Here is a 25,057-nt window from a genome sequence, read left to right as displayed (position 1 = left end):
GCGCCGGTTGCGGCCAGGGCGAGGGCGGCCGACGCCGCCGCGGAGGCCAGAAGCAGGCGAGCAGAGCGCATGAGAGAGTCCTTCCGCCAAGACCGAGCAGCTGGCGCTTCGTCAGCTGAGGTAACCCGGACCCGACGCGATCCACCGTCAGTCAGCTGTCGGGATCCCACCACTCGGGACGCTCAGCCGAGTGAACCGCGCTGACCGAGCGACGCCGGGGGCGCTCACGGCGCACCACCCGAAAGGGCGTGGAGCTGTGCTCTGCGGGACTGTGCGGTCTGACCCTGGACCAGCAGGAACAGGGCCTCTCTCGCGAGGCGTTGGGCCCTGTTCGACAACAGCATCGAGCGGCCGCCCCCGGCCACCACCGCGGCCGTGGTCGCGGCCCGAAGCACCTCGTACGCCTCAGTCCTGACGGTCAGCCTCTCCGTCAGAAGTTCCTGCGGCCCCGAGTGGTCGGCCAGGGCGTAGGTGCGCCGGCGGACCTCGGACAGGCGGGTGCGCAGGGGGATCGCCGTTTCCTCGTCCAGAAGGGACAGGGCCGCCTCCGCGACGCCGAACACCGCCGGGTTGGCGCTCACCGTCTTCGGGCGGTCCGTCGCGGCCCAGCGGCCGTACGGCGTGCGCAGGACCACCGCCTCCTCGGGGAGCCGGAAGCCGTCCAGGCCGAGGGAGACCGTGCGGGCCGCGGTGAGGGCGGCCAGGCGCATCGGCTCCGACGCGCGCAGTCCCGGCTGCTCGCGGGCCTCCGCGAAGGCGAAGAGGGCCTCGCCGGCGTCGGTGACCCCGGCGAGGAGCATGACGTCGTTCAGGCCCCACCCCGTGTACCAGGGCACCGTCCCGTCGAAGCGCCAGCCCTCCCGCTCCCGGGTCACCCGGACGGGGGTGCGCGGATACGCCCGCAGGTGGGCGTAGGCCACCCCGGACAGCAGCTCCCCGCTCGCCAGCCGGCCCAGCAGGCGGTCGCGCGCCGGGCCCTCGCTCCGTGCGAGCGTCAGGACCGGCGTGTGGTGCTGCGTCTGCACGAACCAGGTCGACAGGCACGCCCCGGCGAGGATCTCCGCCGTCTCGCGCACCACCGCGGCGGGGGCCGCCGACCCGCCGTACTCCTCGGGTGCGTTCACGCCCAGCAGGCCCGAGCGCCGGATCTCGGCGAGGTGGCTCGCCGGCACGCCCTCCTGGTCGACGCGTTCGGCGTGCGGCGACAGGAGGTCTTCGGCCAGGCGGCGGGCGCGGGTGACGAGCGGGTGCGGTGCGGTCATGGGCGAGATTCTCGCGGACGGGCGCGCCGGGAACGCGACCCGGCCGAGCGTCGTACCGCCGGCGCGGTAGGACCGCCTGCCCGCCTGCCCGCCTGCCCGCCTGCCCGCCTGCCCGCCGCCTCGGCCCCTGGCGCCCTCCTGCCGGGTTGGCTGGTCTATACCCTTGACTGGTACAGACCAAAGCGGTTGAGTGTGCCTCCACACCCCCCACCACGGCCGGCCCCGCGCCGCGGCCGGTGAGACCGGCACGCGCGGACAAGGCTCCCTCCGTCCTGCCCTCGGCGGGGACGGCCGTGCTCCGCGAAGGAGTTGATCCCGTGTCGAGGCGCCGTATCTCCGCGGTCGTGACCGCCCTCGTGCTCTCCACCGCCGCACCGGTGTTCCTGCCCGCCACGAACGCGTCCGCCGCCGCCTGCTCGAGCTACCCGAACTGGGTGGCCGGCAAGGCCTACCGCACCGGCGACATCGTCCGCTACACCGACGGCAAGGCCTACGTGGCCGAGCACGACAACCCGGGCTACGACCCGACCATCAGCACCTGGTACTGGGAGCCGTACGCCTGCGACAACGGTCCCGGGACGCCCGTCGGCAGCTTCGTCGTCACCGAGGCCCAGTTCAACCAGATGTTCCCGAGCCGGAACGGCTTCTACACCTACAGCGGACTCACCGCCGCGCTCAGCGCCTACCCCGGCTTCGCCACCACCGGCAGCGACACGACGAAGAAGCAGGAGGCGGCGGCCTTCCTCGCCAACGTGAGCCACGAGACGGGCGGGCTGGTGCACGTCGTCGAGCAGAACACCGCCAACTACCCGCACTACTGCGACTGGAGCCAGCCCTACGGCTGCCCGGCCGGCCAGGCCGCCTACTACGGACGTGGCCCCATCCAGCTCAGCTGGAACTTCAACTACAAGGCCGCGGGCGACGCGTTGGGGCTCGACCTGCTGAACAACCCCTGGCTGGTGCAGAACAACGCGGCGGTGGCCTGGAAGACCGCCCTCTGGTACTGGAACACCCAGTCCGGACCCGGCACCATGACCCCGCACAACGCCATGATCAACGGCGCGGGCTTCGGCCAGACGATCCGCTCCATCAACGGGTCCCTGGAGTGCGACGGCAAGAACCCGGCACAGGTGCAGAGCCGCGTGACCAAGTACCAGGAGTTCACGCAGATCCTGGGCGTGGCACCGGGCGGCAACCTCTACTGCTGACCGTCGCGCGGGTGTGCGACACTCCGCCGATGACCTCCGGAACGATCACCGCGGACTCTGCGGGAACCTGGAAACTCGGCGACCGGCCCGTCAACCGCGTCGGCTTCGGCGCGATGCGGCTGACGGGCAGCGCGGCCTTCCGCCTCGGGACCCCGAGCGACCGCGACCGGTCGATCGCCGTCCTGCGCAAGGCGATCGACCTCGGCGTCAACCACATCGACACGGCCGCCTTCTACTTCTCCTCCCTCCGCTCCGCCAACGAACTCATCAACAGCGCCCTGTCCCCGTACCCGGACGACCTCCTCATCGCCACGAAGGTCGGCCCCTTCCGTGACTACGCGGGGGAGTGGGGCACCTCGGCCCGCCCCGAGGACCTGCGCGGCCACGTCGAGGAGAACCTGCGCCAGCTCGGCCGCGACCACCTCGACCTCGTCTACCTGCGCCGCATGCGCCAGGAGTCGATCGCCGAGCACTTCGGTGCGCTCGCCGACCTGCGCGCGGCCGGTCTCGTCCGCCACCTCGGCGTCTCCGACGTCGAGCCGCGCCACCTCGCCGAGGCCCTGGCCATCGCGCCGGTGGTGAGCGTCCAGAACCGCTACGGCCTGGGCGACCGCCCGCCCGCCACCGCCGAACTCCTCCGTATCTGCGGCGAACGGGGCATCGCCTTCGTGCCGTTCTACTCCATCGCCGGAGAGGCGGGCCCGCAGGGGGCGACGACCGCCCACGACGACGAGGTGCTCGCGGTTGCCCGATCGCACGGTGCGAGCCCCGCGCAGGTCAGACTGGCCTGGAGCCTGGCCCAGGGCCCGCACGTCCTGGCGATCCCCGGCACGGGCAACCCCGACCACCTCGTCGAGAACGTGGCGGCGGGGGCACTGCGACTCACCGGCGAAGAGATGCGACGTCTCGACCGAGGGTGGGAGGGGGAGGCGGGGGTGAGCCGAGAGGCCTGACGTTCCGTCACCGAACCGCGGCGGTCCGACCGTTCGCGCCTGCCCGGAACGACAGGACCCGGAGAAACCGCGGGGACTGACTGGCCACGGCAGTGACCCCACCACCGCCCCCCGGAGCCTGTCCGCTCCTGACCCCACCACCGCCCCCCGGAGCCTGTCCGCTCCTGACCCCGCGCCCGGCTCCCGGAGCCTGTCCGCTCCTGACCCCACCACCGCCCCCCGGAGCCTGTCCGCTCCTGACCCCGCGCCCGGCTCCCGGAGCCTGTCCGCTCCTGACCCCGCCCCGCGCCCGGCCCGAGCCTGTACCAGCCCGGTCCCCGTCCCGCGGGACGGGGCTGCTCGGGAGCCGCGCGGCGGCTCGGTGGTCTCCATGGCGTGACGCCGGCCGCCGCGCTCGGTCTCACGGGGCCCGGCCCGGAGCCTCGGGCGGGAGGGACGGGGGCGACTGGCATCCGTGACGTTTTACGTATAACCTCTCCCGCTAATCAGCTCTCCCGAAAGGGCCCCGATGACCCGCATCGCCCTGGTCACCCTCGTCGTGCACGACTACGACGAGGCGATCCGCTTCTACACCGAGGCCCTCGGCTTCCGTCTCGTCGAGGACGAGCCGCGGCCCGACGGCTCGCGCTGGGTCGTCGTACGGCCGGGCGGCGGGCAGGACGGCACCGGACTGCTCCTCGCCCGCGCCAAGGACGACGCCCAGCGCGCCCGGGTCGGCGACCAGACCGGCGGCCGTGTCGGGTTCTTCCTGCACACCGACGACTTCGCCCGCGACCACACCCGGATGCGCGCCGCCGGCGTGACCTTCCTGGAGGAGCCCCGCCACGAGCCGTACGGCTCCGTCGCCGTCTTCCAGGATCCGTACGGAAACCGCTGGGACCTCCTCCAGCCCGCGTAGCGGTGGCCCGGACCCAGAGAGCCAGAGCACAGCCACAGAGAAAGCCGGAGAAAGACCGCCCATGACCGCGCCCCGCCCCGACATCGACACCCTCCGCCGGCTCCCGAAGGCCGTCCTGCACGACCACCTCGACGGCGGCCTGCGCCCCGCCACCGTCGTCGAGCTCGCGAAGGAGGCCGGCCACACCCTGCCCACCACCGACCCGGAGGAGCTGGCCACCTGGTACTTCGAGGCCGCGAACTCCGGTGACCTGGTCCGCTACATAGCCACCTTCGAGCACACCCTCGCCGTCATGCAGACCCGCGAGGGCCTGCTGCGCACCGCCGAGGAGTACGTGCTCGACCTGGCCGGGGACGGCGTGGTCTACGGCGAGGTGCGCTACGCCCCCGAGCTGATGCTGAACGGCGGCCTGACCCTCGCCGAGGTCGTCGAGACCGTCCAGGAGGGGCTCGCGGCCGGTATGGCGAAGGCCGCCGCGGCCGGCACGCCCGTCCGGGTGGGCACCCTGCTCTGCGGCATGCGCATGTTCGACCGCACCCGGGCCACCGCCGACCTGGCGGTCGCCTTCCGGGACGCGGGCGTCGTCGGCTTCGACATCGCCGGCGCCGAGGACGGCTTCCCGCCCGCCGACCACCTGGACGCCTTCGAGCACCTGCGCCGCGAGAACGTGCCGTTCACCATCCACGCCGGCGAGGCCCACGGCCTGCCCAGCATCCACCAGGCGCTCCAGGTGTGCGGAGCCCAGCGCATCGGTCACGGCGTGCGCATCACCGACGACATCGTGGACGGCAAGCTCGGCCGCCTGGCCGGGTGGGTGCGCGACCGCCGCGTCGCGCTGGAGATGTGCCCCACCTCCAACCTCCAGACCGGTGCCGCCACCTCCATCGCCGAGCACCCGATCACCGCCCTGAAGGACCTGGGCTTCCGGGTCACCCTCAACACCGACAACCGGCTGGTCTCCGGTACGACGATGACCCGCGAGATGTCGCTCCTCGTCGAGGAGGCGGGCTGGACCGTCGAGGACCTGCGCACCGTCACGGTGAACGCCCTGAAGAGCGCCTTCATCCCGTTCGACGAGCGCAAGGCCCTCATCGAGGACGTCGTCCTGCCGGGTTACGCGGCCGCGCTCTGAAGCAGCCCGCGCACATAGGCGGCCTGTCCGACGTGCTGCAGATCGTCGGACAGGACGCTGACCAGCCGGACGCCCAGAGTGACCGGCGGATCCCAGCGCTCGTCCACGACGCGCTCCAGGTCCGCCGCGGTCACCCCGCGCAGCGCGTGCAGGGTCTGGGCGTGCACGGCGTCGTGGTACCCGATCAGCAGGTCGGCCGTGTCGACCTGCACCTTGGCGACCTTCGCCGCGCTGTGCCCGTAGCCGGTGTCACGGCGCGGCAGGTCCAGGCCGAACCGTTTCTCCCAGTCCTGGGACAGCCACACCTGATCCAGCCCGAAGGCGTCGGCGATGTGGTCGTCCTGGACACGGGTGAGGTGCCACACCAGCCAGGCGATGGAGTTGGTCTCGGCGGTGGGGCGTGCGTTGAGGTCGTCGGGGTCCAGGCCCCCGACGGCCGCGTGGACTTCTTCCTGGATGCGGCCGTACCCGTCGATGAGGATGTCCTTGGCATGCATACGTCCACCATGGCGCAGGCTCGGCCCGCACGCCGCTTCTCGGCCGGGCCCTCACCCGCCGCCCGCCTCCAGCAGCGCCATCAACGCCCGGGCCGCCGGGCTGGTGGCCTGCGGCGGCGGCAGCAGGGCGACGGTCTCGTACGTCACCTCGCCGGCGCCCTTCAGGGGCAGCGCGGTGAGCGCCTGCCGCTTGTGCCGGAAGTGGCGCGGTACGACGGCGATCCCGAGGTTCTCGTCCACCAGGTCCAGCAGACTGTGCACGTCGTTGACCTCCAGCGAGACCGTACGGCGGGCTCCGGCGACGGCGAAGGCGGCGTCGGTGGCGCGGCGCGGGCCCCAGTCCGGGTGGAAGTCGACGAAGACCTCGTCGGCGACGTCGGCCGGGGTGAGTGCGGCCGCCGCCCCGGCGAGGCGGTGGTCGGGGTGGCACAGCACGTACATCGACTCACCGGCCAGCGGCACGGAGCGCAGCTGGTCGCTGTCGGCCTGGGTGCGGTAGGCGAAGGCCAGGTCGAGACGCCCGGCCGACACCTCCTCGGCGAGCACCCCGGAGCCCGACTGCCGCAGGCGGATCTCCACGTCCGGATGCCGGCGCCGGAACGCGGCCAGCATGCCCGCCACGTTCACCCCCGCGATGCACTGCTCGGTGCCCACCGCGAGCGTGCCCCGCACCACGCCCTGCACCGCGGCCACCGCCTCGTGGGCGGCCCGCACCTGCGCCAGGATCCGCTCCGCCTCCGCCAGCAGCGCCCGCCCGGCCTCCGTCAGCGTCACCCGGCGGGTCGTCCGCACGAACAGCGGCGCGCGCAGTTCCCGCTCCAGGGCCCTGATCGACGCGGACAGGCCCGACTGGGAAACCATCAGACGTTCGGCAGCCCGGGTGAAGTGCTGGTCCTCGGCGACCGCGACGAAGTGCTGGAGATGGCGCAATTCCATGATTCAGCAGTCTAGTCGCTGAATACCATCGGATTCTCCTGTTGGACCACTACCCGCAGGCAGGGCCAGAGTGGGGAGCGGTTCCCCCGTGAACCGATCTGCCGAGCCAACCCCTCCTGGAGTCGCGTTGTACACCGCACACCCCGACCGCTACGCGGACATGCCCTACCGGCGCACCGGACGCAGCGGCCTGAAGCTCCCCGCGCTGTCGCTCGGACTGTGGCACAACTTCGGCCCGGACCGCCCGGCCGAGACCCAGCGGGCCATCCTGCGCCGCGCCTTCGACCTCGGCGTCACCCACTTCGACCTGGCCAACAACTACGGTCCGCCGCCCGGCGCCGCCGAGTCCGCGCTGGGCGGTTTCCTGAAGACCGACTTCGCGCCGTACCGCGACGAGCTGGTCATCTCCACCAAGGCCGGCTATCTGATGTGGCCGGGTCCGTACGGCGAGTGGGGGTCGCGCAAGAACCTGCTGTCCTCGCTGGACCAGAGCCTGACCCGGATGGGCCTGGACTACGTCGACATCTTCTACTCGCACCGCCCCGACCCGGAGACTCCGATGGAGGAGACGATGGGCGCCCTGCACTCCGCGGTCCAGCAGGGCAAGGCCCTGTACGTCGGCGTCTCCAACTACTCGGCGGAGCAGACCCGCGAGGCGGCCCGCATCCTGGGCGAGCTGGGCACCCCGCTGCTCATCCACCAGCCGCGCTACTCGATGCTCGACCGCCGACCCGAGAGCGCGGGGCTGCTCGACGCCCTGGACGAGCTCCAGGTCGGCTCGATCGTCTTCTCCCCGCTGGAGCAGGGTGTGCTCACCGCCCGCTACCTCGACGGCATCCCGGAGGACTCGCGGGCCGCGAGCGACAGCCCCTTCCTGAACTCCGACGCGCTCACCGAGGATCTGGTGGGCAAGCTGCGCGCGCTCGACGAGATCGCCAAGTCCCGCGGCCAGTCGCTGGCCCAGCTCGCCCTGGCCTGGGTGCTGCGTGGCGGCCGGGTCACCTCCGCCCTGGTCGGCGCGAGCAGCGCCCGCCAGATCGAGGACAGCGTCGGCGCCCTGGACAACCTCGACTTCGAGGCGGAGGAGCTGGCCCGGATCGACGCGGTGATCAACGGCTGAGCTGCCCGTCGGCCGCACGGCCGTCCGGTCGCCGTCCCCGCCCGCGGGTGCGGAGGGCGACGCAGGACCCCGGCCGGCACGGTCGTGATGTCCGCCGCTCGCGCGGTCTCTCCGGATCTTCCCCGGACGGGCCGCCGCGGGCGGCGGAGTCGTTTCTCACGCCATGGCGGGCACCCGGGCCAGGAACCCGAGAACGGCCGTGATCCGCCCCTCGGCGTCCAGGATGATCACGTCGGAGCCGGCCACCGGCGTCTCCCCGTCGCTCTCGCTCACCAGCTCCCAGGAGAAGCGAGCCGTGTCGTGGTGCCCGTCGACCGCTCCGGCCGACCGGAAGACGAAACCGGGGAACCGCGCCTGTGCCGCCGCGACGACGGCCACGACACCCTCGTGTCCGCGGACGTCGGCGAGGGGATCGGTGTAGCCACCCTGCGGGGTCCACGCGACGGCGACCGCCCCGGCCAGGGCCTCGGGCTCGCGGGCGTTCCAGGCGTCGAAGCAGCGGGTGACGGCGTTCTCGTCACGGTCGGTGTGCGCGGACAGGGGAAATCGGCCTCCCCGGGGGTCGTTGCCGGTCAGGGCCCGGATCGAGGCTTCGCCGATCCGGTGTGACCACCCTGCCCGCGGCCGCCGTACGGGTCGATCGCCCGTCAGGTCATGACGGACGATCGACCCGATTTCGGCCATGAGCGGGGAGGAATATGCCAAGAGACTGGCCGGAAAGTCATGGTGACAGTGTTACAGAATTGAACATACTCGAACGTCAGGGGCAGTTCACCCCACAGGAGCCGCACGGAAAGCGAGGCCGCACCGGCAAGCGAGCGACCGGGGGAGAAGGGCGTGCACGACGAATTCCTGTGCCATGTCACCGCGTACGGGGTCTGCGACGGCCGGCGCATCGGCGTCCCGCTGGGCACCTACCGGGCGCCGACGCTGGCGCTCGCCCTGTGGTGGCTGCGGGACCGGGCCTCCTGGATCGCCGAGCGACTCGATCCCCAGCCCGACGACGGCCACTTCCCGCCCAGCGCCCTGGTGCCGGTCGCCGACACCGTGCCGGACGTCCCCGGTGTGCTGCGGGCCTGGTGCGCCGACGTGGAGCAGCAGGAACTGGTCGCCGACGAACTGGCCGGCGGACGTCTGGTGCGGATCGCCGCCAGCGACGAGACCACCGAGTACGAACTGCTCGCCGAGTCCGTCGACGCCCTGCGGATGCAGCGGACCGTCCCCGCGCTCGTCCTGCCCGTCGGCTGACCCGCGGCGAGGGGCCCCACCGCCTCTCCGGCGGGACGCGGAAGGGGCCAAATCGATAGAATTCCGGCATGGCGGAGCAGCCTGTCGCCTCGAGTGCGCCCGAACTCGTGCTGGAGACCGAGACGGGCTCCACGGTGATGAGCCCGAGCCAGATCTACCGCGTCGGCCGGGACCCGCTCAGCGACATCGTCCTCGACGACGCCCGCGTCTCCTGGCACCACGCGGTGCTGCGACCCGACGGCGACCGCTGGATCCTCGAGGACGAGCACAGCACCAACGGCACCTACGCCGACGGCCGCCGCATCCACGAGTGGGACGTCGGCGCGGGCAGCGTGATCCGGTTCGGCAGCCCGGACGACGGCCCGTGCGCCGTGCTGAGCGGCCGCCCGCCGCCGTCGCCGCAGCGCCCGTCCGCGGTGTCGAATCCCCACGTCACCGGCACCTTCCGCCGGCCCACCAGCGTCCGCCCGCTGCCCACCCGCACCGTCCGCATCGGCCGCTCCGCCGACAACGACCTGGTCATCGACGACCTGGTGGTCTCCCGACGGCACGCCGAGCTGCACGCCCTGGCCGACGGCACCTACGAGATCGCCGACCTGGGCAGCCACAACGGCACCTACCTCAACGGCCTGCCCGTCACCACCGCCCCGATCGGCCCCGGTGACATCGTCGGCATCGGCCACTTCGTGTTCAGCCTGGTCGGCGACGCACTCCAGGAGTACGTGGACACCGGCGAGGTCTCCCTCGACGTCCAGGGCCTCACCGTCGCCGTCGACCACGGCCGCAAGGTCCTCCTGGACCACGTGTCCTTCCCGGTGGGGGAGAAGTGCCTGCTCGCGGTCGTCGGGCCCAGCGGCTCCGGCAAGTCCACCCTGCTCAACGCCCTCACCGGGCAGCGCCCCGCCGACCACGGCACGGTCGTCTACGACGGCCGCGACCTCTACCACGACTACGCCGAACTGCGGCAGCGCATCGGCCTCGTCCCGCAGGACGACATCCTGCACGCCCAGCTCACCGTGCGCAGCGCCCTCACCTACGCCGCCGAACTGCGCTTCCCGCAGGACACCGCCAGGGCCGAGCGCCGGGAGCGGGTCGAGGAGGTCCTCCGCGAGCTGGGGCTGGGCGACCACGCCGACCAGCACGTGCACAGTCTCTCCGGCGGCCAGCGCAAACGCGTCAGCGTGGCCCTGGAACTGCTGACCAAACCGTCGCTGCTCTTCCTCGACGAGCCGACCTCGGGCCTGGACCCCGGAATGGACCGCTCGGTGATGCACATGCTGCGCGGCCTCGCCGACGACGGCCGTACCGTCATCGTCGTCACCCACAGCGTGCTCAGCCTCGACGTCTGCGACCGGCTCCTCGTCCTCGCCCCCGGCGGCCGGGTCGCCTACTACGGACCGCCCGAGGACGCCCTCGCCTTCTTCGGGTTCGCGCACTGGCCCGAGGCCTTCGAGGCCTTCGAACGCGACCGGGACCGTGACTGGGCGGGGGAGTACGCCGACTCCCCGTTCCACCGGCAGTACGTCGTCGGCTCCAGCGCGCAGCCCCCGCTGCCCCGCTCCGGCCCGGTGATCCTGCTGCCGCCGCCCCGGCCCCGCAGCCGGCGCGCCCAGCTCGGCACCCTGGTCCGCCGCTACACGGCCGCACTCGCCGCCGACCGCACCTTCCTGGCGATCATGATCGCGCTGCCCTTCGTGATGGGGGCCATGGCCCGCGCCCTCGCCGGCAGCGCGCTCACCCGGGACACCGCGATGAACACGCTGCTGATCCTGTGTGTCGGCGGTGTTCTGACCGGAGCGGCCAACGCCGTGCGGGAACTCGTCAAGGAACGCGCGATCTACCGGCGCGAACGGGCCGTCGGCCTGTCCAGATCGGCGTACCTGATGTCGAAAGTCGTCGTCCTGGGCACGGTGACCGTCGCGCAGGCGGTCGTGCTGACGCTCGTCGCCCTGCTCGGCGTCGACCTCGGCGCACCCGGGGACCAAGGGGTCCTGATGCCGCCGCTGATCGAGATCACCGTCGCCGTCGCCCTGCTGGCCTTCACCGCGATGATGCTCGGCCTGGTCGTCTCCTCCCTGGTGCACAAAGAGGAGGTGACGATGCCGCTGCTCGTGCTGCTCGCCCTCGTCCAGGTGGTGTTCTGCGGCGCCCTGCTGCCCCTGGACGGAGTGCCGGGACTCCAGCAGCTCGCCTGGCTGGTGCCCTCCCGGTGGGCCTTCGGCGCGATGGCCGGCACCCTCGACCTCGCCCGGATCGTGCCCGGCGACCTGACCGGGGACCCGCTGTTCGCGCACACGGCGGACGCGTGGCTGCTGGACGTGGCGATGCTCGTGGTGCTCTCGGTGGTCTTCGGCTTCGTCGTCTCACGTCTGCTGCGCCGGCACGAACCCGCCGTGATGCGGAAGTAGGCGCGCGATGGCGACCCCCGGCTTCCGGCCCACGCACGTCGTCCCCCAGACGGGCATGCCCGCCTGGGAGGCTCCCGATCCCGCCCGTCCCACCGTTCCCCTCGACGCGCTGCTGCCCGTCCGGCTCGTCGAGCGGCGCGGCGACTGGGGGCATGTGCTGTGCGCCAACGGCTGGTCGGCCTGGGTGGACGGCCGCTATCTGGTCGCCGTGCCCCAGGACCCGCCGCTCGCCGACGACGCCTTGACGACCGTCGCCGACCCACGCCCCCTCCTCGGCGGCGCCGAACAGGCTCTCGCGCGCTACCGGGCAGCCGTCGAGGAACTCGTCGGCGGCGCCCTCGACGGGGAGACCTTCCACCGCCGCACGCAGGGACTGCGCATCGGCGTCGTCGTCGACGGCGAGTCGATGTGGCTCTACGACTCAGCCCAGGGGCGCTGGGCCTACGGCGACGGCAGACGTCTGAGCACCTTCGCGACCGACGACCCGCCCACCGTGACCCAGGACGCCGACCGCGTCGCCGAATGGGGTGCCGACCGGGGTGCCGACCGCGCCGCCGACCGGGACGCCGCCTCCGGCGGTGAGCGCTGATGGGTGGGGAGACGGGTCTTCCCGCCGGCCGACCCTCCGAACCGATCGGCCGGCAGGTCGCGGGTTACCGCATCGAGCACGAGATCGGCCGCGGCGGCATGGCCGTCGTCTACCGCGCCCGCGACCTGCGTCTGGACCGGACCGTGGCGCTCAAGCTGCTCGCCCCGGAACTGGTCCGCAACGACACCTTCCGCAAGCGCTTCACCCACGAGTCCCGGGTGGCCGCCGCGATCGACCACCCGCACATCGTGCCGGTCTTCGAGGCCGGCGAGGCCGACGGAGTCCTCTACATCGCCATGCGCTACGTCGCCGGCAGCGACCTGCACGGTTTCCTGGACAGCCGGGGCCCGCTGCCGCTGGCCGTCACGGTCCGCATCGCCGCCCAGGTGGCCTCCGCGCTCGACGCCGCCCACGAGCACGGACTGGTCCACCGCGACGTCAAACCCGGCAACATCCTCGTCGCCCCCGGAACCGACAGCGACCACCCCGAGCACGTGTATCTCACCGACTTCGGCCTGACCAAGAAGTCGCTGTCCCTGACCGGCTTCACGAGGGTCGGCCAGTTCGTCGGCACCCTCGACTACGTGGCGCCCGAGCAGATCTCCGGCCGCCCGGTCGACGGCCGCTGCGACGTCTACGGCCTCGCCTGCGTCGTCTACGAGGCCCTCGCGGGCCACCCGCCCTTCCGCCGCGACGACGACATGGCCCTGCTGTGGGCCCACCAGTACGACGATCCGCCCCCGCTCACCGAGGCGCGCCCCGACCTGCACACGCGCGTCGACGAGGTCTTCGCCCAGGCCCTGGCCAAGTCCCCCGACGTCCGCCACCCCACCTGCCTCGCCTTCGTCGGCGACCTGAGGGCGGCGGGGGCGGGCGGCCCACGGCAGGGCCACCCTCCGACGGAGGTGAACCTCAAGGTCGCGAGGGACTCCCGCCCGAAACCACCGCCCGCGTGGGCGGCGCCGGTCCTGCGCGGAGACCGCCCCTGACCTTGGCCGTCGAGGCCGTCGAGGGGCACCCGCCGGGGCCGGACCCTCCCGGCGGGTGGCGCGCTCTGCCGGGCGCCATGTCTGCCGGGCGCCGACCCGCCCCGCGGTGCCCGTGCGGGTCACCGGCGCCGGGGGGCCGTACGCCATGACGCCGTGCCCTGCCGACCCGTCGCGCCATGACGCCCTGACCTGCCGACCCGTCGCGACCCGTGGCGACCCGCCGCCGTCAGAGGGTGCCCGCCTCCCCGCGGCGGTGTACGGGCCGGGCCAGCAGACCGCCTAGGAATCCGCCGGCCAGCCCCCACAGCGCCGCGAGACCCAGTGCCGTCCACAGATGCGGGCGCAGGAACAGGTCTCCGGACAGACCGACACCGTCCAGGTCGCCGATGCCCAGCAGGGACAGGCCGTAGTACGCCGAGAGCCGGCAGACCAGGCAGATCATCAGCACGGTGAGCACCAGGGCGACCGCCATGCGCACCGCGTGCCGCCAGGGAGGCGTCCGGGCCGGTGAACGGGCGGCCGCCACGAAGCCCGCCGTCAGAACCAGCACCGCGTCCACGACGACGAGCCACCACCACACACGTCCGTCATGGTCGACGAGGGCGCCCAGATCGAGCGTGGCCGTGCCCGAGCCGCGCAGCACCTCGTCCAGCACGTGCGGCATCGGCAGCCCGAACGCGCCCTCCACCCGGCCGTCCCAGCCGGCGCCCAGACCGATCGTGAAGGCCGGCCACACCAGATTGGGCAGGCCCAGGAGCACCACCGCGAAAGTCTCCGCGGGACGGCCGCGCGTCACCGCGACCCAGAGGGCGACGAGGACGCCGAGGGCGACGCAGGCGAGCAGGAGCGCCACCATGGCGTAGGCGGCCGGCCGCACCGACTCCTGGAAGCGCAGCAGCCGGCCCGGCAGCGGCGCCCCGCGCGAGACCAGCAGGGCCAGCACCAGCACGCCGGCCAGCCACAGCAGCCCGAACACCAGCGTGACCGGTACGTCCGTCGTGAAGCCGCCCCTGGGACTGATGCCGAACACGTCGGCCAGGTCGCTCAGCGTGTCGTCGCCCAGCGAGATCGCGAAGGTCTGACGGGCGCCGAGGGACAGCGCGAGCAGCGCGAGGAGCCACACCACGGCGACGCGCCCCGCCCAGCCGGCCAGTTCGGCCGTCCCGGCGACCGCCCGGTGCCGCAGGGGCCGCAGGAAACCGGCCGCCGTCACCAAGGCCCCGACGAGTGCGACGGACAACGGCATCACGGTCAGCCCGGCGCCGGCGTCGGCCAGTCCCCCCGCGTCCCCGGAGAGTTCCACGGCGCCGCCGACCGCCGTCACGACGGTCGCCGCCACCACCCGCGGGAAGGCGCCGTCGGGCAGGTCCGCGGCGCCGGCCGCCCACAGCCCCGACGCGGCCAGCACGCCCATGGCGACCAGGCCGGCCAGGGCCGTGACGACCGCCTGCGGCCAGCCGTGGCGGGCCACAGCCGGGACGGACGGGGCGTGCGGGCTCACGCTGACACGCTAAGCAGCGCCCGAGCGGCGCGCCTGTCGGGAGGCCGTCGGCGTCCGCTTGCGGGTGACGCCCGATCGGAGCACACAATGGTCATGTTGGGGACAAAACAGCTCATGTGACAGCAGTGCCGCGAATGACCACGTCGGGAGTGCTCGTGAGCGTCGAACCGCCGTCGTCCGGCCGCCCCACGGGCCCGCCGTCCGGCCCGTTGTCGGGCCGCCCTCAGCCGCCCTTCGGCCCGCCCTCCCAGCCGCCCCCCGGCCCGCCGTCCCCGCCACCCGGTGGAACCCCGGGCGGGACGCCGCCGGACGGCACGCCCGAGCCCCGCCGGCCGTGGTGGAGATCCACGTCGCGGATCGCCCTGCTCACCACCGCCCTGGTGATCGTGGTGGCCCTCGCACTCGTCCTGACCCGCACCGACGGCGGCGGCGAAGCCGGCGGCCGGGACGGCGAGGTCTTCCTCCAGCCCGCGGCCGGGAGCGGCCCGGACCCCTTCACCGACAGCACCGCCACCGCCCCCACCACCCCGCCGGCCTCCACCGCCCCCACGTCGGCCCCCGCGGAGACCGCCAACGTCGTCCGGGGGGTCGACGGCGGCGCCGTCGGACTGTATGGCGGCACCCGCAACGTCGCCGCCTGCGACGTGGAGAAGCAGATCGGGTTCCTGACGGCCGAGCCCGCGAAGAACCGGGCGTTCGCCTCCGTCGCCCGTGTCGAGCCGTCCGGGGTACCGGCCTACCTGCGCTCCCTCACCCCCGTCCAGTTGCGCATGGACACGCGTGTCACCAACCACGGCTACCGTGACGGTGCCGCCACCCCCTACCAGGCCGTCCTGCAGGCCGGTACGGCCGTACTCGTCGACGCACGCGGCGAACCCCGCGTGCGCTGTGCCTGCGGCAACCCGCTGACCCGGCCGGTCGCCCAGGCGACCAGGCCGAAGGTCACCGGCGAGTCGTGGCCGTCCTACCGGCCCTCGAACGTCGTCGTGGTCACGCCCGCGGCGAAAGTGATCAAGGTGTTCGTCCTCTACGACTCCCGGGACGACCGCTGGTTCGCCCGACAGCGTGGCGACACGGGCGGCAAGGACCGCCCCGTCGAGCCTCCCGCGCATCCGCCCGAGCCGTCCGCGAGCGTCTCCCTGCCGCCCGGGCCCTCGAGCCCGTCCGAGGAGTCCAGGAGCCCCGGTGCACCGACGCCGGCCAGTCCCTCCCCGCCGCCCCCGGCCCCGGAGCGGACCGATCCGCCCGCGTCGCCGGCCTCGCCGCCCGGACCGCCGAGCGAGCCGGCCACCGAGCAACCCGCGTCTCCGGAGCCGGCCTCTCCGGAACCTCCCTCGCCGGAGCCCGCCTCGCCGGAGCCCGCCTCGCCGGAGCCCCCGCCGCCGGCCGAGCCGGACACCCAGTCGGCGCCCGCCCCGCAGTACACGCCGCCCCCCGGGGGCTTGCCCGCCCTGTGAGGCAGCCCATGGCCGCGGCGCCGAAGCGGGGGACTGCGATGCCAGGCTCGGGGTAACAGCACAGATGCAGCAGCGTCCGGCCAGTCCGGCCTCCGAGAGAGAAACGCATGACCGAACACCTGGACGGGGCAGTGATACCGACTGGTTTCGACGTACCCGTGGAGCCGCTCCGGCGAGCGGCGCACTACACCGGTGAGCCCGGATCCATCGCCGAGGCACGCGCCTTCGCCGCGCACTTCGTCGACCAGCTCAGGACGGAGTGGTGCGCCACCATCGACGAGCGGGTGACCGGAGAGCTCCTTCTCGTCGTCAGCGAACTGGTCACCAACGCGGACCGGCACAGCAACGGCCCGTACATCGTGGAGCTGGAGGGTACGGACGCCTCGGTCGCGGTGTCCGTCTACGACAGCAGCGACGCGCTGCCCCTGCGCTTCCCCAAGGACCCCCGGCGGATCGGCCGGCACGGCCTGGAGATCGTGCACGCGATCGCGACGGAGGTCACCGCCGAGCGTGTGCCTGTCGGCAAGCGCGTCCGCGCCGTCGTCGCGCTCGTCCGAGGGTGAGGGCCCGTCCGCGACCGAGCCGTGGGGCCGGCGGCCCCACGGCTTCCAAGGCTCAGGCGCAGCCGAGTTCGCCCAGCATCCCCTGGCGCAGCCGCGTGATGATCCGCTTGATGAGGCGGGAGACGTGCATCTGCGAGCAGCCCAGCCGCTCGCCGATCTCCGCCTGAGTGGCCTCCTCCACGAACCGCATGTGGATGATCTGCCGGTCGCGTTCACTGAGCTCGGCCATCAGCGGGGCCAGTGAGTGGAAGTCCTCGACGAGCCGCAGCCCGGCCTCCTCCACTCCGATGAAGTCGGCGAGGACCGCCTCGCCGTTCTCCGGGCCGTCGCCGGTGAGCGCGGCGTCGAGCGAGGAGGAGTTGTAGCCGTTGGAGGCGATCTGCGCCTCGACCACCTCGTTCTCCGAGAGGTTCATCAGCGTGGCCAGTTCGGCGACCGTCGGTTCCCGGTCCAGCCGGCTGGCGAGCTCGTCCCGTGCCTTGGCCAGCTCGACCCGCAGCTCCTGCAGCCGCCGCGGCACGTGCACCGCCCAGGTCGTGTCCCGGAAGAAGCGCTTGATCTCGCCCACGATGTAGGGCAGCGCGAACGAGGTGAACTCCACCTCGCGCGAGATCTCGAACCGGTCGATCGCCTTGATCAGGCCGATCATCCCGGTCTGGACGATGTCCTCCATGTCGTCGCCGCGGCCCCGGAACCGCCCGGCCGCGAAGCGCACCAGCGACATGTTCATCTCGATGAGGGTGTTGCGCGCGTACTGGTACTCGTGCGTGCCCTCCTCGAGTTCCGTCAGCCGCTGGAAGAACTGACGGGACAGCTCCCGCGCGTCGCGGGGGGCCACGCTCCTCGGGTCCTCGACTCCCGGCAGCGGTGCGCCACCCGTGCCGGTCCCGGCGGTGTCCTCGACGACCTGAGCCTCCGACCTGATCACGGCGGTGTGCATTACCTCTCCCACGAAAGTCACGGTTCGACGTCAGCTGTTCCCGGTCCGTGAGCGGACCGAGTGTCCGCAAGCCCGCTCACGGGGCGGATACCCCGAGTTCGCCGGCACATGCCCAGCGTATTCCGAGCGGCCGAAACCCGGCGCACGGGGGAAGCGGGACAGCGGCCGCGACCTCCCGCCCCGCCGCACCTGCGACCAGCCCGACCTCGCCGTCGGCGGGGCCGTCCCGACCGGCCCGGAGGCACACCGCCCGACGGTGATTCCCCTCAGGGCGGAACGCCGCGCCCTTCCCGTGCCGGCCCCCGCTCCTAGGCTGGGGGAGTGACCAACCAAGCGCCGAACCAAGCCCGCGTGATCCCGCTGCGCCCCTCGGCCGAGCGCCCGGGAACCGCCCGCCCCGCCGACCGTCCGCCCGCCCCCAGGGAACCCCTCTGGCGCCACCTGGTCGGCGACGTCCTGCGCCGCGAACGCCGGGCCCAGGAGCGCACGTTGCAGGACGTCGCCGACGCCGCCCGCATCTCCATGCCGTACCTGTCGGAGGTGGAGCGCGGCCGCAAGGAGGCCTCCTCGGAGGTCCTCGCGGCCGCCGCCCACGCCCTCGGCCTCGGTCTCGGTGACCTGCTGGCGCGGGCGCAGGGCGAACTGGTCCGGGTGACCAGCAGGCACACCGGCGCGCACCGCACGACCGGGTCCTCGTACGACGGGCTCTGCCTGGCCGCCTGACGCCCCGCGCGGGCCGGCGTCTCAGACCCGGACGAGTCGCCGGCTCAGGACCTCGTCGGCCAGGCCGTACGCCACGGCCTCCGGCGCGGTGAACACCTTGTCGCGGTCCATGTCCGCGCGCAGCGCCGCGAGGTCCTGGTGGGTGTGCCGGGCCAGCACGTCCTCGACCTGTGCGCGGATCCGCACCATCTCCTTGGCCTGCAGGGCGAGGTCGGAGACCGTGCCCCGGCTGCCCCCGCTGGCCGGCTGACCGAGCAGCACCCGCGCGTGCTCCAGCACGAACCGCCGCCCGGGGTCCCCGCCGGCCAGCAGCACGGCCGCCGTCGAGGCCGCCTGCCCCACGCAGAACGTCGAGATCGGCGCCTGCACGAACGTCATCGTGTCGTAGATCGCCATCAGCGAAGTGAACGATCCTCCGGGCGAGTTGATGTAGATCGCGATCTCGTTCTCCGGTGCCGCCGACTCCAGATGGAGGAGTTGCGCGATGACGACGTTGGCGACCCCGTCGTCGATCTCGGTGCCGAGGAAGATGATCCGTTCCGACAGCAGCCGGCTGAACACGTCGTAGGACCGCTCGCCCTGCGGTGTCCGCTCGACGACGTGCGGAATGGTGTACGTCCCCATGTCACAGCCCCATCCGCCGCTTGGCGGCGGCCGGCCGGACGTCGGCCAGCGACTCCACCACCCGGTCCACCATGCCGTACTCCCTGGCCTCCTCGGCCGTGAACCAGCGGTCGCGGTCGCCGTCCCGGGAGATGGTCTCCGGGCTCTGGCCGGTGTGCTCGGCGGTGATCCGCTCGATGGTCCGCTTGGTGAACTCCAGGTTGTCCGCCTGGATCTCGATGTCGGCCGTGGTGCCGCCGATCCCGGCCGACGGCTGGTGCATCATGATCCGCGCGTTCGGCAGGGCGTACCGCTTGCCGGGCGCGCCGACGCTGAGCAGGAACTGCCCCATGCTGGCCGCGAATCCCACGGCGAGCGTCGACACGTCGTTCGGGATCAGCCGCATGGTGTCGTAGATGGCGAGGCCCGCGTGGACCGAGCCGCCCGGACTGTTGATGTACAGGCCGATGTCCGTGCGCGGGTCCTCGGCGGACAGGATCAGCAACTGGGCGCAGACCCGGTTCGCGGACACCTCGTCGACCTGGGTCCCGAGCAGGACGATCCGCTGGCCCAGGAGTTGGGCGGCGAGATGGTCGTCGAAACGGGAGGGAGGGGTGTCGCCCTCCTCGGCCCGGGGCCGGAGGGCCGGCGCGGGGCCGGAGGTGAGTGGGGGCATGGGTGCTCCTTGTCGGGGCCGGGCGCGGCCTTCCTCGCCGCGCTGCCTCCACCATCGGCCCGTGCCCGGCCTCGCGGCGGACTTCCCTGCCCTCGGCAGATTCGCCGACGGCAGAGCGCGTGCCCGTCGGGCGTTCGGCCGCGGATCTCGGCCGTTCGGGGTGATGTCGCGCCCGAGCGATGAGTTCCGGGGCAGGCACCGGTCGACACTCATGACCGCGTTCCACGACTCCGGCGCCCCCTCGGGCGGCGGGAGTCCGGACCCTCGTTCCCGCTCCAGGAGGACCCATGACCACCGACGGATTCACCACGTGCCTCTGGTTCGACGGCCAGGCCGAGGAAGCCGCCCACTTCTACGCGTCGGTCTTCAAGAACTCCGGCGTCGGCAAGGTCGCCCGCTGCACCGAGGCCGGACCCGGCCCCGCCGGCTCCGTGCTCACCGTGGAATTCACCGCGAACGGCCAGAAGTTCGTCGGGCTGAACGGCGGCCCGCAGTTCCGGTTCAACGAGGCGATCTCCTTCCAGATCGACTGCGCCGACCAGGAGGAGGTCGACCACTACTGGAGCAGGCTCACCGAGGGTGGCGGCGAGCCCGGCCCCTGCGGCTGGCTCAAGGACAGGTTCGGCGTGTCCTGGCAGGTAGTCCCCACCGTGCTCCTCGAGATGGTCACCGACCCCGACCAGGAGAAGGCCGCCCGTGCCACCAAGGCCATGCTTTCCATGGGCAAGCTCGACATCGCCGCCCTGCGGAAGGCCTACGACGGCGAGTGACGGCAGATCCTCACCGGCCCGCCTCGGCCAGGATCTCCCGGATGACGTGCCGGGAGTTCTCCGCGAGCGGCGGGTTGGTCTCCCAGTAGAACGGCAGCTGGATCAGCGAGATCGACAGCGCCCAGCCCCGGCCGCGCGCCCACTCGTCGTCGTCCGCGCCCACCGCATCACGGAAGGTGGCGCGGGCCGACGCCGGGAGCAGGTTCCACGCCACGATGAGGTCGACGGCGGGGTCGCCCACCCCCACACCGCCGAAGTCGATCACCGCCGCCAGCCGGCCGTCCTCGACCAGCACGTTCCCGGGCGACAGATCGCCGTGCGCCCATACCGGAGGCGCCGTGCGGACCGGGACGCGCAGCGCCTCCTCCCACAGGGCGGTGACCGCGCCGGTGTCGATCCGCCCCTCCAGTTCGGCGATGGCGGAGCGGGTGAACGCGTCCCGCTCCGCCAGGGGCACGCCCCGGTGGCAGGGCGGCCCGTCCCGCGCGTCGATCCCGCGCAGCCCGGCGACGAACGTCCCCAGGTCCGCCGCCAGCGTCCGCGGCCGCTCCACGGCGCCCGCCACCGGATTGCGGCCGTCGAGCCACCGGTAGACGGACCACGGCCAGGGGAACCCCTCGCCCGGCTCGCCCCGCTCCAGGGGCGCGGGCGCGGCGACGGGCAGCCTCGAACCCAGCCGCGCCAGCCAGTACTGCTTGTGCGCCACGCTCTCCACGGCGCCCGGATGCCGGGGGAGCCGCACCACCTTGTCGTCCCCGAGCCGGAACATCGCGTTCTCGGTCCCGGAGGAGACCAGCCGCTCCACCGGCAGCGTCGCCCACCGCGGGAACTGCGCGGCGACCAGCCGCCGTACCAGGGGGACGTCGATGTCGAACTCGTCGGGACGCATCTTCACCACACGCATGAGGCCCCATCCAAAGAGCACGCCCGCACCCTCCAACGATTTGAGGCGCCCTCAGCCGATGCCGGCCGGCACGCCCGTGATCACGCGTGCCCTGTGCGAAGGGGGCCGGTCACCCTCGGTCACGCTCGTCGCCTGGGCCTCGGGTGCTCGCCGCGCGGTGCCGCCCGGGGATGGCTAGCGTGAGGAATCGGACGATCCATCCCCTCCTGAAGGGTCATCGCCATGACCGTGCAACCTGAGGGCGCCCCTTGCTGGGCCGACGCGATGTTCGGTGACGTGGAGGGTGCGAAGACCTTCTACGGCGAGGTCCTCGGCTGGACCTTCGGCGAGTCGTCGCCGGAGTACGGCGACTACACACTGGCCCACGTGGACGGCAAGGCGGTCGGGGCCGTCCTCCCGCCGCTGCCCGGCCAGGAGGAGAAGCCCCAGTGGTGCCTGTACCTGGCCTCCGAGGACGTGGCCGCCACGGCCGCGAGGATCCGCGAGAACGGCGGCGCGCTGCTGATGGAGCCGACGCAGGTCGGCGAGTTCGGCAGCATGTGCATGGCCCGTGAGCCCAGCGGGGCCGTGTTCGGCGTGTGGCAGGCGGGCACCCGCGAGGGCTTCGAGGCGATGGGCACCCCCGGCGCCTACGCCTGGGCCGAGGTCTTCACCCGTGAGCCCGAGAAGGCCGACGGCTTCTTCTCCGCGGTCTTCGGCTACGGGCAGAAGGTGATGGAGGACGAGGGCACGGACTTCCGCCTCTACGACCTGGGCGACCGGCCCCTCCTGGGCCGGATGCGGATGACGGACGACTTCCCGCCCGAGGTTCCGTCGTACGTCAACGTCTACTTCGCCGTCGCCGACTGCGACGACGCCGTCGCCGAGGCGACGAAGCTCGGCGGCCGGCTGCGGTTCGGCCCGATGACCACCCCGTTCGGGCGGTTCGCGGCCCTCACCGACCCGCAGGGCGCGGCCCTCTCCGTGATCGACGTCACCACCACCGAGGGTGAGACGCCGAAGATCACCGAGGTCTCCTAGCGGGAATCGTCTGACAGGCCCTGGACCGTGCCGAGCCTCCGCCGGGCCATGGCATCATCGTGCTCATGCGTGAACGTGTGGTGGCCGCGTGCGACGGGGCTTCGAAGGGAAACCCGGGACCGGCGGGCTGGGCCTGGGTGATCTCCGACGACAGCGAGGCCCCGGCCCGCTGGGAGGCGGGACCGCTCGGCAGGGCCACCAACAACGTCGCCGAACTCACCGCGCTCGAACGCCTGTTGACGGCCGTGGACGCGGACGTGCCGCTCGAGGTCCGCATGGACTCGCAGTACGCGATGAAGGCCGTGACCACCTGGCTGCCCGGCTGGAAGCGCAACGGCTGGAAGACCTCGGCCGGCAAGCCGGTCGCCAACCAGGACCTGGTCGTCCGCATCGACGCGCTGCTCGACGGCCGCACGGTCGACTTCCGCTATGTGCCCGCCCACCAGGTCGACGGCGACCGGCTCAACGACTTCGCCGACCGGGCCGCCAGTCAGGCGGCCACCGCCCAGCAGCCCGCGGGCAGCGCCCTCGGCTCGCCGGAGCCGCCGCCCTCGCCCGACACCCCGCCCGCCGCGGGCGCACGCCACCGGACCGCCGGGGGCAAGGCGCCCCGGCGGTCCGGTGGTTCGACGTCCCGCACGATCAAGGCCAAGTTCCCCGGCCGCTGTGTGTGCGGGCGCTCCTACGCGGCCGGGGAGCCGATCGCCAAGAACGATCAGGGCTGGGGCCACCCGGAGTGCCGTACGGCCGCTACCGGGTGACGGAGGCGGTGCCGGTCAGGTGACCGCACCGCGCCAGCCGCCGGTCTCCTGGCCGCGCTCCTCGATGAACTCCTTGAAGCGCTTCAGGTCTCCCTTGGTCTGCCGCTTCACGAAACCCATCTTGTCGGCGATGGTCTCCGCCATGCCTTCCGGCTCGAAGTCCATCTGCAGCATCACCTTGGTGTGGTCGTCGTCGAGGCGGTGGAACGTCACCACGCCGGACTGCCGGGCCTCACCGCCGACCGTCGTCCAGGCGACCCGCTCGTCCGGGATCTGCTCGGTGATCTCCGCGTCGAACTCACGGTGCACACCGTTCACGTCCGTGACCCAGTGCGTCAGGGTGTCGGTGCGCTGTTCGATGCGCTCCACCCCGCTCATGAACTCGGGGAACGTCTCGAACTGCGTCCACTGGTTGTAGGCCGTGTGCACGGGCACACCGACCTCGATGGATTCCTCGACCTGCGTCACGGTCGTCTCCTCCTTCACTTTCTTCGGGTGTGGCACCCGAGTACCCCTGACCTGGTCGGTGAACCCCGCCCCGATCAGTCGGTGTCGAAGGTGTAGTGCGCCGTGTGGTCCAGCAGGTCGGCCGGGGTGGTGTCGTTCCAGGGCTTCATGGTCTCGTTCAGGTCGACCACGTTCGGCGTCCCCGCCGCCGGGAGGTACGTGGACTGCGGGTGCCGCCGCTGCCACTCGGCCCACAGCTTGTCGACGTAGGCGTGGTGCAGCCAGAACACCGGGTCGTTGGGCGAGACGCCGGTGGCCATCTGACCGCCGACCCAGACGTGGACCCGGTTGTGCAGGTTCACGCCCCGCCACCCCTCCAGATGGTTGCGGAAGCCGTCCGAGGCGCTGTTCCAGGGCGCCATGTCGTACGCCGCCATCGCCAGCACCGACTCCACCTCGGCCCGCGTCGGCAGTTCCCGGACGCTCACGCCCAGCGCCCGCCGCAGATACGTCCGCCCGTCGACCCGCACCCGGACCGGCCAGTTGCCGGAGGACGCGGCGAACGGCCCGTCCATCACCCGGCCGTCCAGGCTGCGCCCGGTGCCGCCGAGGAAGTCCGGCGCCCAGAGAGAGGATCGCGTGGTCCGGTCCACGGACCAGTCCCAGTACGGCAGCGCCACCGAGGCGTCCACCGACTGCAGAGCACGCTCGAACTCCAGCAGGAATCTGCGGTGCCAGGGCAGGAAGGACGGTGAACGGTGGCCGGTGCGCTCGCCGTTGTCGGTGTCGCCCAGGATGAAGGCGTTGTGGGTGGTGACGAACTCGTCGTAGCGGCCGCTGCGCTTGAGTTCGAGGACGGCGTTGACGAAACGCCGCTTCTCGTCGGTGGTGAGGGACGCCTGGTTCTTGCGGACGGTCATGGTGCGGGTTCTCCAAGTGTGCGGGGGAGAGGATCAGTTGGCGGCGGGAAAGGGCAGGAGCCGGGCGCCCCGCAGCTCGTCGACCGCGGCACGGGCGGCGGCCCGGGGGGTGGGCACCGGGTCGTAGTGACTGACCACGCTGATCCAGCTGCCGTCGGCGTTGCGCATGAGGTGCAGTTCCACGCCGTCGACGAACACGGCGTATCCGGCGCCGTGGTGACCGTCCCCGTGGTGACCGCCTCCGTGATGGCCTCCGCCGGACGTCGGCCGCCCCTGTATCCGGCGGCCGCGGTAGACCTCGTCGAAGGGGGCGGGGGAGCCGGAGGACGCGGAGGGGCCGGCGGAGCCGGGGGCGGGATGGTGTTCGCCGGCCCGGGCGGCGGGAATCGCGAGGGTCTGGGCGCCGGCGGCCGCGGCGAGGGCGGCGGTGGCGGTGAGCGCACGACGACGGCTGAGTTCCGGCATGCGGGACCTCCTGAGGGTTCGTTCGGTTGACGACCCCGCATGCCTATCGGCCACTGGAAGAACGGGA

Annotated in this window: 27 protein-coding genes; 15 read left to right on the top strand and 12 right to left on the bottom strand. The window is 72.7% G+C overall.

The features are described from left to right. Positions 1–224: 224 nt before the first annotated feature. A complete protein-coding gene (locus ACIHAR_RS35190; RefSeq protein WP_400023276.1) occupies positions 225–1,262 on the bottom strand; it encodes an acyl-CoA dehydrogenase family protein in 1,038 nt (345 codons plus the stop codon). 317 nt (positions 1,263–1,579) lie between these two features. On the opposite strand from ACIHAR_RS35190, the gene ACIHAR_RS35185 reads away from it, so the two are divergent. The 4 genes from ACIHAR_RS35185 (at position 1,580) to ACIHAR_RS35170 (ending at position 5,453) form a co-directional block, all read left to right on the top strand. Further along, on the top strand, positions 1,580–2,470 hold the full coding sequence (locus tag ACIHAR_RS35185; RefSeq protein ID WP_400023274.1) for a glycoside hydrolase family 19 protein: 891 nt from the start codon (positions 1,580–1,582) through the stop codon (positions 2,468–2,470). A gap of 29 nt (positions 2,471–2,499) precedes the next feature. Beyond that, entirely contained in the window at positions 2,500–3,423 is a 924-nt protein-coding gene (locus ACIHAR_RS35180) for an aldo/keto reductase (RefSeq protein WP_400023272.1), read from the top strand. Positions 3,424–3,931: 508 nt separating this feature from the next. Continuing rightward, entirely contained in the window at positions 3,932–4,321 is a 390-nt protein-coding gene (locus ACIHAR_RS35175; RefSeq protein ID WP_365466651.1) for a VOC family protein, read from the top strand. A gap of 61 nt (positions 4,322–4,382) precedes the next feature. Next, positions 4,383–5,453: an adenosine deaminase gene (locus tag ACIHAR_RS35170; RefSeq protein ID WP_400023270.1), complete on the top strand. Its 1,071-nt coding sequence runs from the start codon at positions 4,383–4,385 to the stop codon at positions 5,451–5,453. Here ACIHAR_RS35170 and ACIHAR_RS35165 read toward each other — a convergent pair. Beyond that, positions 5,435–5,950 (bottom strand): DUF664 domain-containing protein, encoded by a 516-nt coding sequence (locus ACIHAR_RS35165; RefSeq protein WP_365466647.1) that lies wholly within the window; start codon positions 5,948–5,950, stop codon positions 5,435–5,437. The two genes, ACIHAR_RS35170 and ACIHAR_RS35165, sit on opposite strands and share 19 nt — an antisense overlap. 51 nt (positions 5,951–6,001) lie before the next feature. Beyond that, complete coding sequence (locus tag ACIHAR_RS35160; RefSeq protein WP_365466645.1) at positions 6,002–6,886, bottom strand: LysR substrate-binding domain-containing protein; 885 nt, start codon at positions 6,884–6,886, stop codon at positions 6,002–6,004. Between the two features lie 127 nt (positions 6,887–7,013). Between ACIHAR_RS35160 and mgrA the strand changes: the two genes are divergently transcribed. After that, positions 7,014–8,006, top strand: a complete 993-nt coding sequence (mgrA, locus tag ACIHAR_RS35155; RefSeq protein ID WP_400023268.1) for an L-glyceraldehyde 3-phosphate reductase — start codon at positions 7,014–7,016, stop codon at positions 8,004–8,006. Positions 8,007–8,162: 156 nt separating this feature from the next. Here mgrA and ACIHAR_RS35150 read toward each other — a convergent pair whose 3' ends face one another. Beyond that, positions 8,163–8,546, bottom strand: coding sequence for a nuclear transport factor 2 family protein (locus tag ACIHAR_RS35150; protein ID WP_400023282.1), 384 nt, complete (start codon positions 8,544–8,546; stop codon positions 8,163–8,165). A 297-nt stretch (positions 8,547–8,843) separates the two neighbouring features. Here ACIHAR_RS35150 and ACIHAR_RS35145 point away from each other — a divergent pair, with 297 nt between their 5' ends. From ACIHAR_RS35145 to ACIHAR_RS35130, 4 genes are all read left to right on the top strand, one after another. After that, positions 8,844–9,254, top strand: coding sequence for a hypothetical protein (locus tag ACIHAR_RS35145; RefSeq protein WP_365466642.1), 411 nt, complete (start codon positions 8,844–8,846; stop codon positions 9,252–9,254). Positions 9,255–9,322: 68 nt separating this feature from the next. Continuing rightward, the gene (locus ACIHAR_RS35140) at positions 9,323–11,662 is read left to right on the top strand and encodes an FHA domain-containing protein (protein ID WP_400023266.1); all 2,340 of its coding nucleotides are present in this window, start codon (positions 9,323–9,325) and stop codon (positions 11,660–11,662) included. 7 nt (positions 11,663–11,669) lie between these two features. Further along, positions 11,670–12,251 carry a hypothetical protein gene (locus ACIHAR_RS35135; RefSeq protein WP_365466639.1) on the top strand — a complete coding sequence of 194 codons (582 nt, stop codon included), beginning with the start codon at positions 11,670–11,672 and terminating at the stop codon, positions 12,249–12,251. Beyond that, positions 12,251–13,240, top strand: coding sequence for a serine/threonine-protein kinase (locus tag ACIHAR_RS35130; protein ID WP_400023264.1), 990 nt, complete (start codon positions 12,251–12,253; stop codon positions 13,238–13,240). Before ACIHAR_RS35135 ends, ACIHAR_RS35130 begins: the two co-directional genes overlap by 1 nt. A 226-nt stretch (positions 13,241–13,466) precedes the next feature. Here ACIHAR_RS35130 and ACIHAR_RS35125 read toward each other — a convergent pair whose 3' ends face one another. Continuing rightward, positions 13,467–14,741, bottom strand: coding sequence for a streptophobe family protein (locus tag ACIHAR_RS35125; protein WP_400023263.1), 1,275 nt, complete (start codon positions 14,739–14,741; stop codon positions 13,467–13,469). Positions 14,742–14,896: 155 nt separating this feature from the next. Here ACIHAR_RS35125 and ACIHAR_RS35120 point away from each other — a divergent pair, with 155 nt between their 5' ends. Both ACIHAR_RS35120 and ACIHAR_RS35115 read left to right on the top strand, forming a co-directional pair. Next, positions 14,897–16,198 carry a DUF6777 domain-containing protein gene (locus tag ACIHAR_RS35120; protein WP_365466635.1) on the top strand — a complete coding sequence of 434 codons (1,302 nt, stop codon included), beginning with the start codon at positions 14,897–14,899 and terminating at the stop codon, positions 16,196–16,198. Positions 16,199–16,305: 107 nt separating this feature from the next. After that, positions 16,306–16,761, top strand: a complete 456-nt coding sequence (locus ACIHAR_RS35115) for an ATP-binding protein (protein ID WP_365466633.1) — start codon at positions 16,306–16,308, stop codon at positions 16,759–16,761. Positions 16,762–16,813: 52 nt separating this feature from the next. On the opposite strand, the gene ACIHAR_RS35110 is transcribed toward ACIHAR_RS35115, so the two are convergent. Next, positions 16,814–17,701 carry an RNA polymerase sigma factor SigF gene (locus tag ACIHAR_RS35110; RefSeq protein ID WP_365466667.1) on the bottom strand — a complete coding sequence of 296 codons (888 nt, stop codon included), beginning with the start codon at positions 17,699–17,701 and terminating at the stop codon, positions 16,814–16,816. Positions 17,702–18,022: 321 nt separating this feature from the next. Here ACIHAR_RS35110 and ACIHAR_RS35105 point away from each other — a divergent pair, with 321 nt between their 5' ends. Further along, positions 18,023–18,424 (top strand): helix-turn-helix transcriptional regulator, encoded by a 402-nt coding sequence (locus tag ACIHAR_RS35105; RefSeq protein WP_365466631.1) that lies wholly within the window; start codon positions 18,023–18,025, stop codon positions 18,422–18,424. Between the two features lie 21 nt (positions 18,425–18,445). Here the strand turns inward: ACIHAR_RS35105 and ACIHAR_RS35100 are convergent, their stop codons facing one another. Then, entirely contained in the window at positions 18,446–19,048 is a 603-nt protein-coding gene (locus ACIHAR_RS35100; protein ID WP_365466630.1) for an ATP-dependent Clp protease proteolytic subunit, read from the bottom strand. Position 19,049: 1 nt separating this feature from the next. Further along, positions 19,050–19,703, bottom strand: a complete 654-nt coding sequence (locus ACIHAR_RS35095; protein ID WP_365466628.1) for an ATP-dependent Clp protease proteolytic subunit — start codon at positions 19,701–19,703, stop codon at positions 19,050–19,052. A gap of 287 nt (positions 19,704–19,990) precedes the next feature. Here ACIHAR_RS35095 and ACIHAR_RS35090 point away from each other — a divergent pair, with 287 nt between their 5' ends. Next, positions 19,991–20,473 (top strand): VOC family protein, encoded by a 483-nt coding sequence (locus tag ACIHAR_RS35090; protein WP_365466626.1) that lies wholly within the window; start codon positions 19,991–19,993, stop codon positions 20,471–20,473. Positions 20,474–20,483: 10 nt separating this feature from the next. Here the strand turns inward: ACIHAR_RS35090 and ACIHAR_RS35085 are convergent, their stop codons facing one another. Continuing rightward, on the bottom strand, positions 20,484–21,377 hold the full coding sequence (locus tag ACIHAR_RS35085) for an aminoglycoside phosphotransferase family protein (protein WP_400023260.1): 894 nt from the start codon (positions 21,375–21,377) through the stop codon (positions 20,484–20,486). Positions 21,378–21,599: 222 nt separating this feature from the next. Here ACIHAR_RS35085 and ACIHAR_RS35080 point away from each other — a divergent pair, with 222 nt between their 5' ends. Further along, positions 21,600–22,397, top strand: a complete 798-nt coding sequence (locus tag ACIHAR_RS35080) for a VOC family protein (RefSeq protein WP_365466622.1) — start codon at positions 21,600–21,602, stop codon at positions 22,395–22,397. Between the two features lie 65 nt (positions 22,398–22,462). Further along, positions 22,463–23,158, top strand: a complete 696-nt coding sequence (locus ACIHAR_RS35075) for a ribonuclease H (protein WP_400023258.1) — start codon at positions 22,463–22,465, stop codon at positions 23,156–23,158. Positions 23,159–23,173: 15 nt separating this feature from the next. Here ACIHAR_RS35075 and ACIHAR_RS35070 read toward each other — a convergent pair whose 3' ends face one another. The 3 genes from ACIHAR_RS35070 to ACIHAR_RS35060 all read right to left on the bottom strand — a co-directional run bounded on the left by ACIHAR_RS35070 (position 23,174) and on the right by ACIHAR_RS35060 (position 24,990). After that, complete coding sequence (locus tag ACIHAR_RS35070) at positions 23,174–23,626, bottom strand: SRPBCC family protein (RefSeq protein WP_365466620.1); 453 nt, start codon at positions 23,624–23,626, stop codon at positions 23,174–23,176. A 74-nt stretch (positions 23,627–23,700) separates the two neighbouring features. Next, positions 23,701–24,525, bottom strand: coding sequence for a tyrosinase family protein (locus tag ACIHAR_RS35065; protein WP_365466618.1), 825 nt, complete (start codon positions 24,523–24,525; stop codon positions 23,701–23,703). 33 nt (positions 24,526–24,558) lie between these two features. After that, complete coding sequence (locus ACIHAR_RS35060) at positions 24,559–24,990, bottom strand: tyrosinase cofactor (RefSeq protein WP_365466616.1); 432 nt, start codon at positions 24,988–24,990, stop codon at positions 24,559–24,561. Between the last annotated feature and the right edge of the window lie 67 nt (positions 24,991–25,057).

The sequence above is a fragment of the Streptomyces sp. NPDC052016 genome (assembly GCF_044548445.1).
Lineage (GTDB): Bacteria > Actinomycetota > Actinomycetes > Streptomycetales > Streptomycetaceae > Streptomyces.
This window is presented reverse-complemented; position numbering and strand designations above follow the sequence as displayed.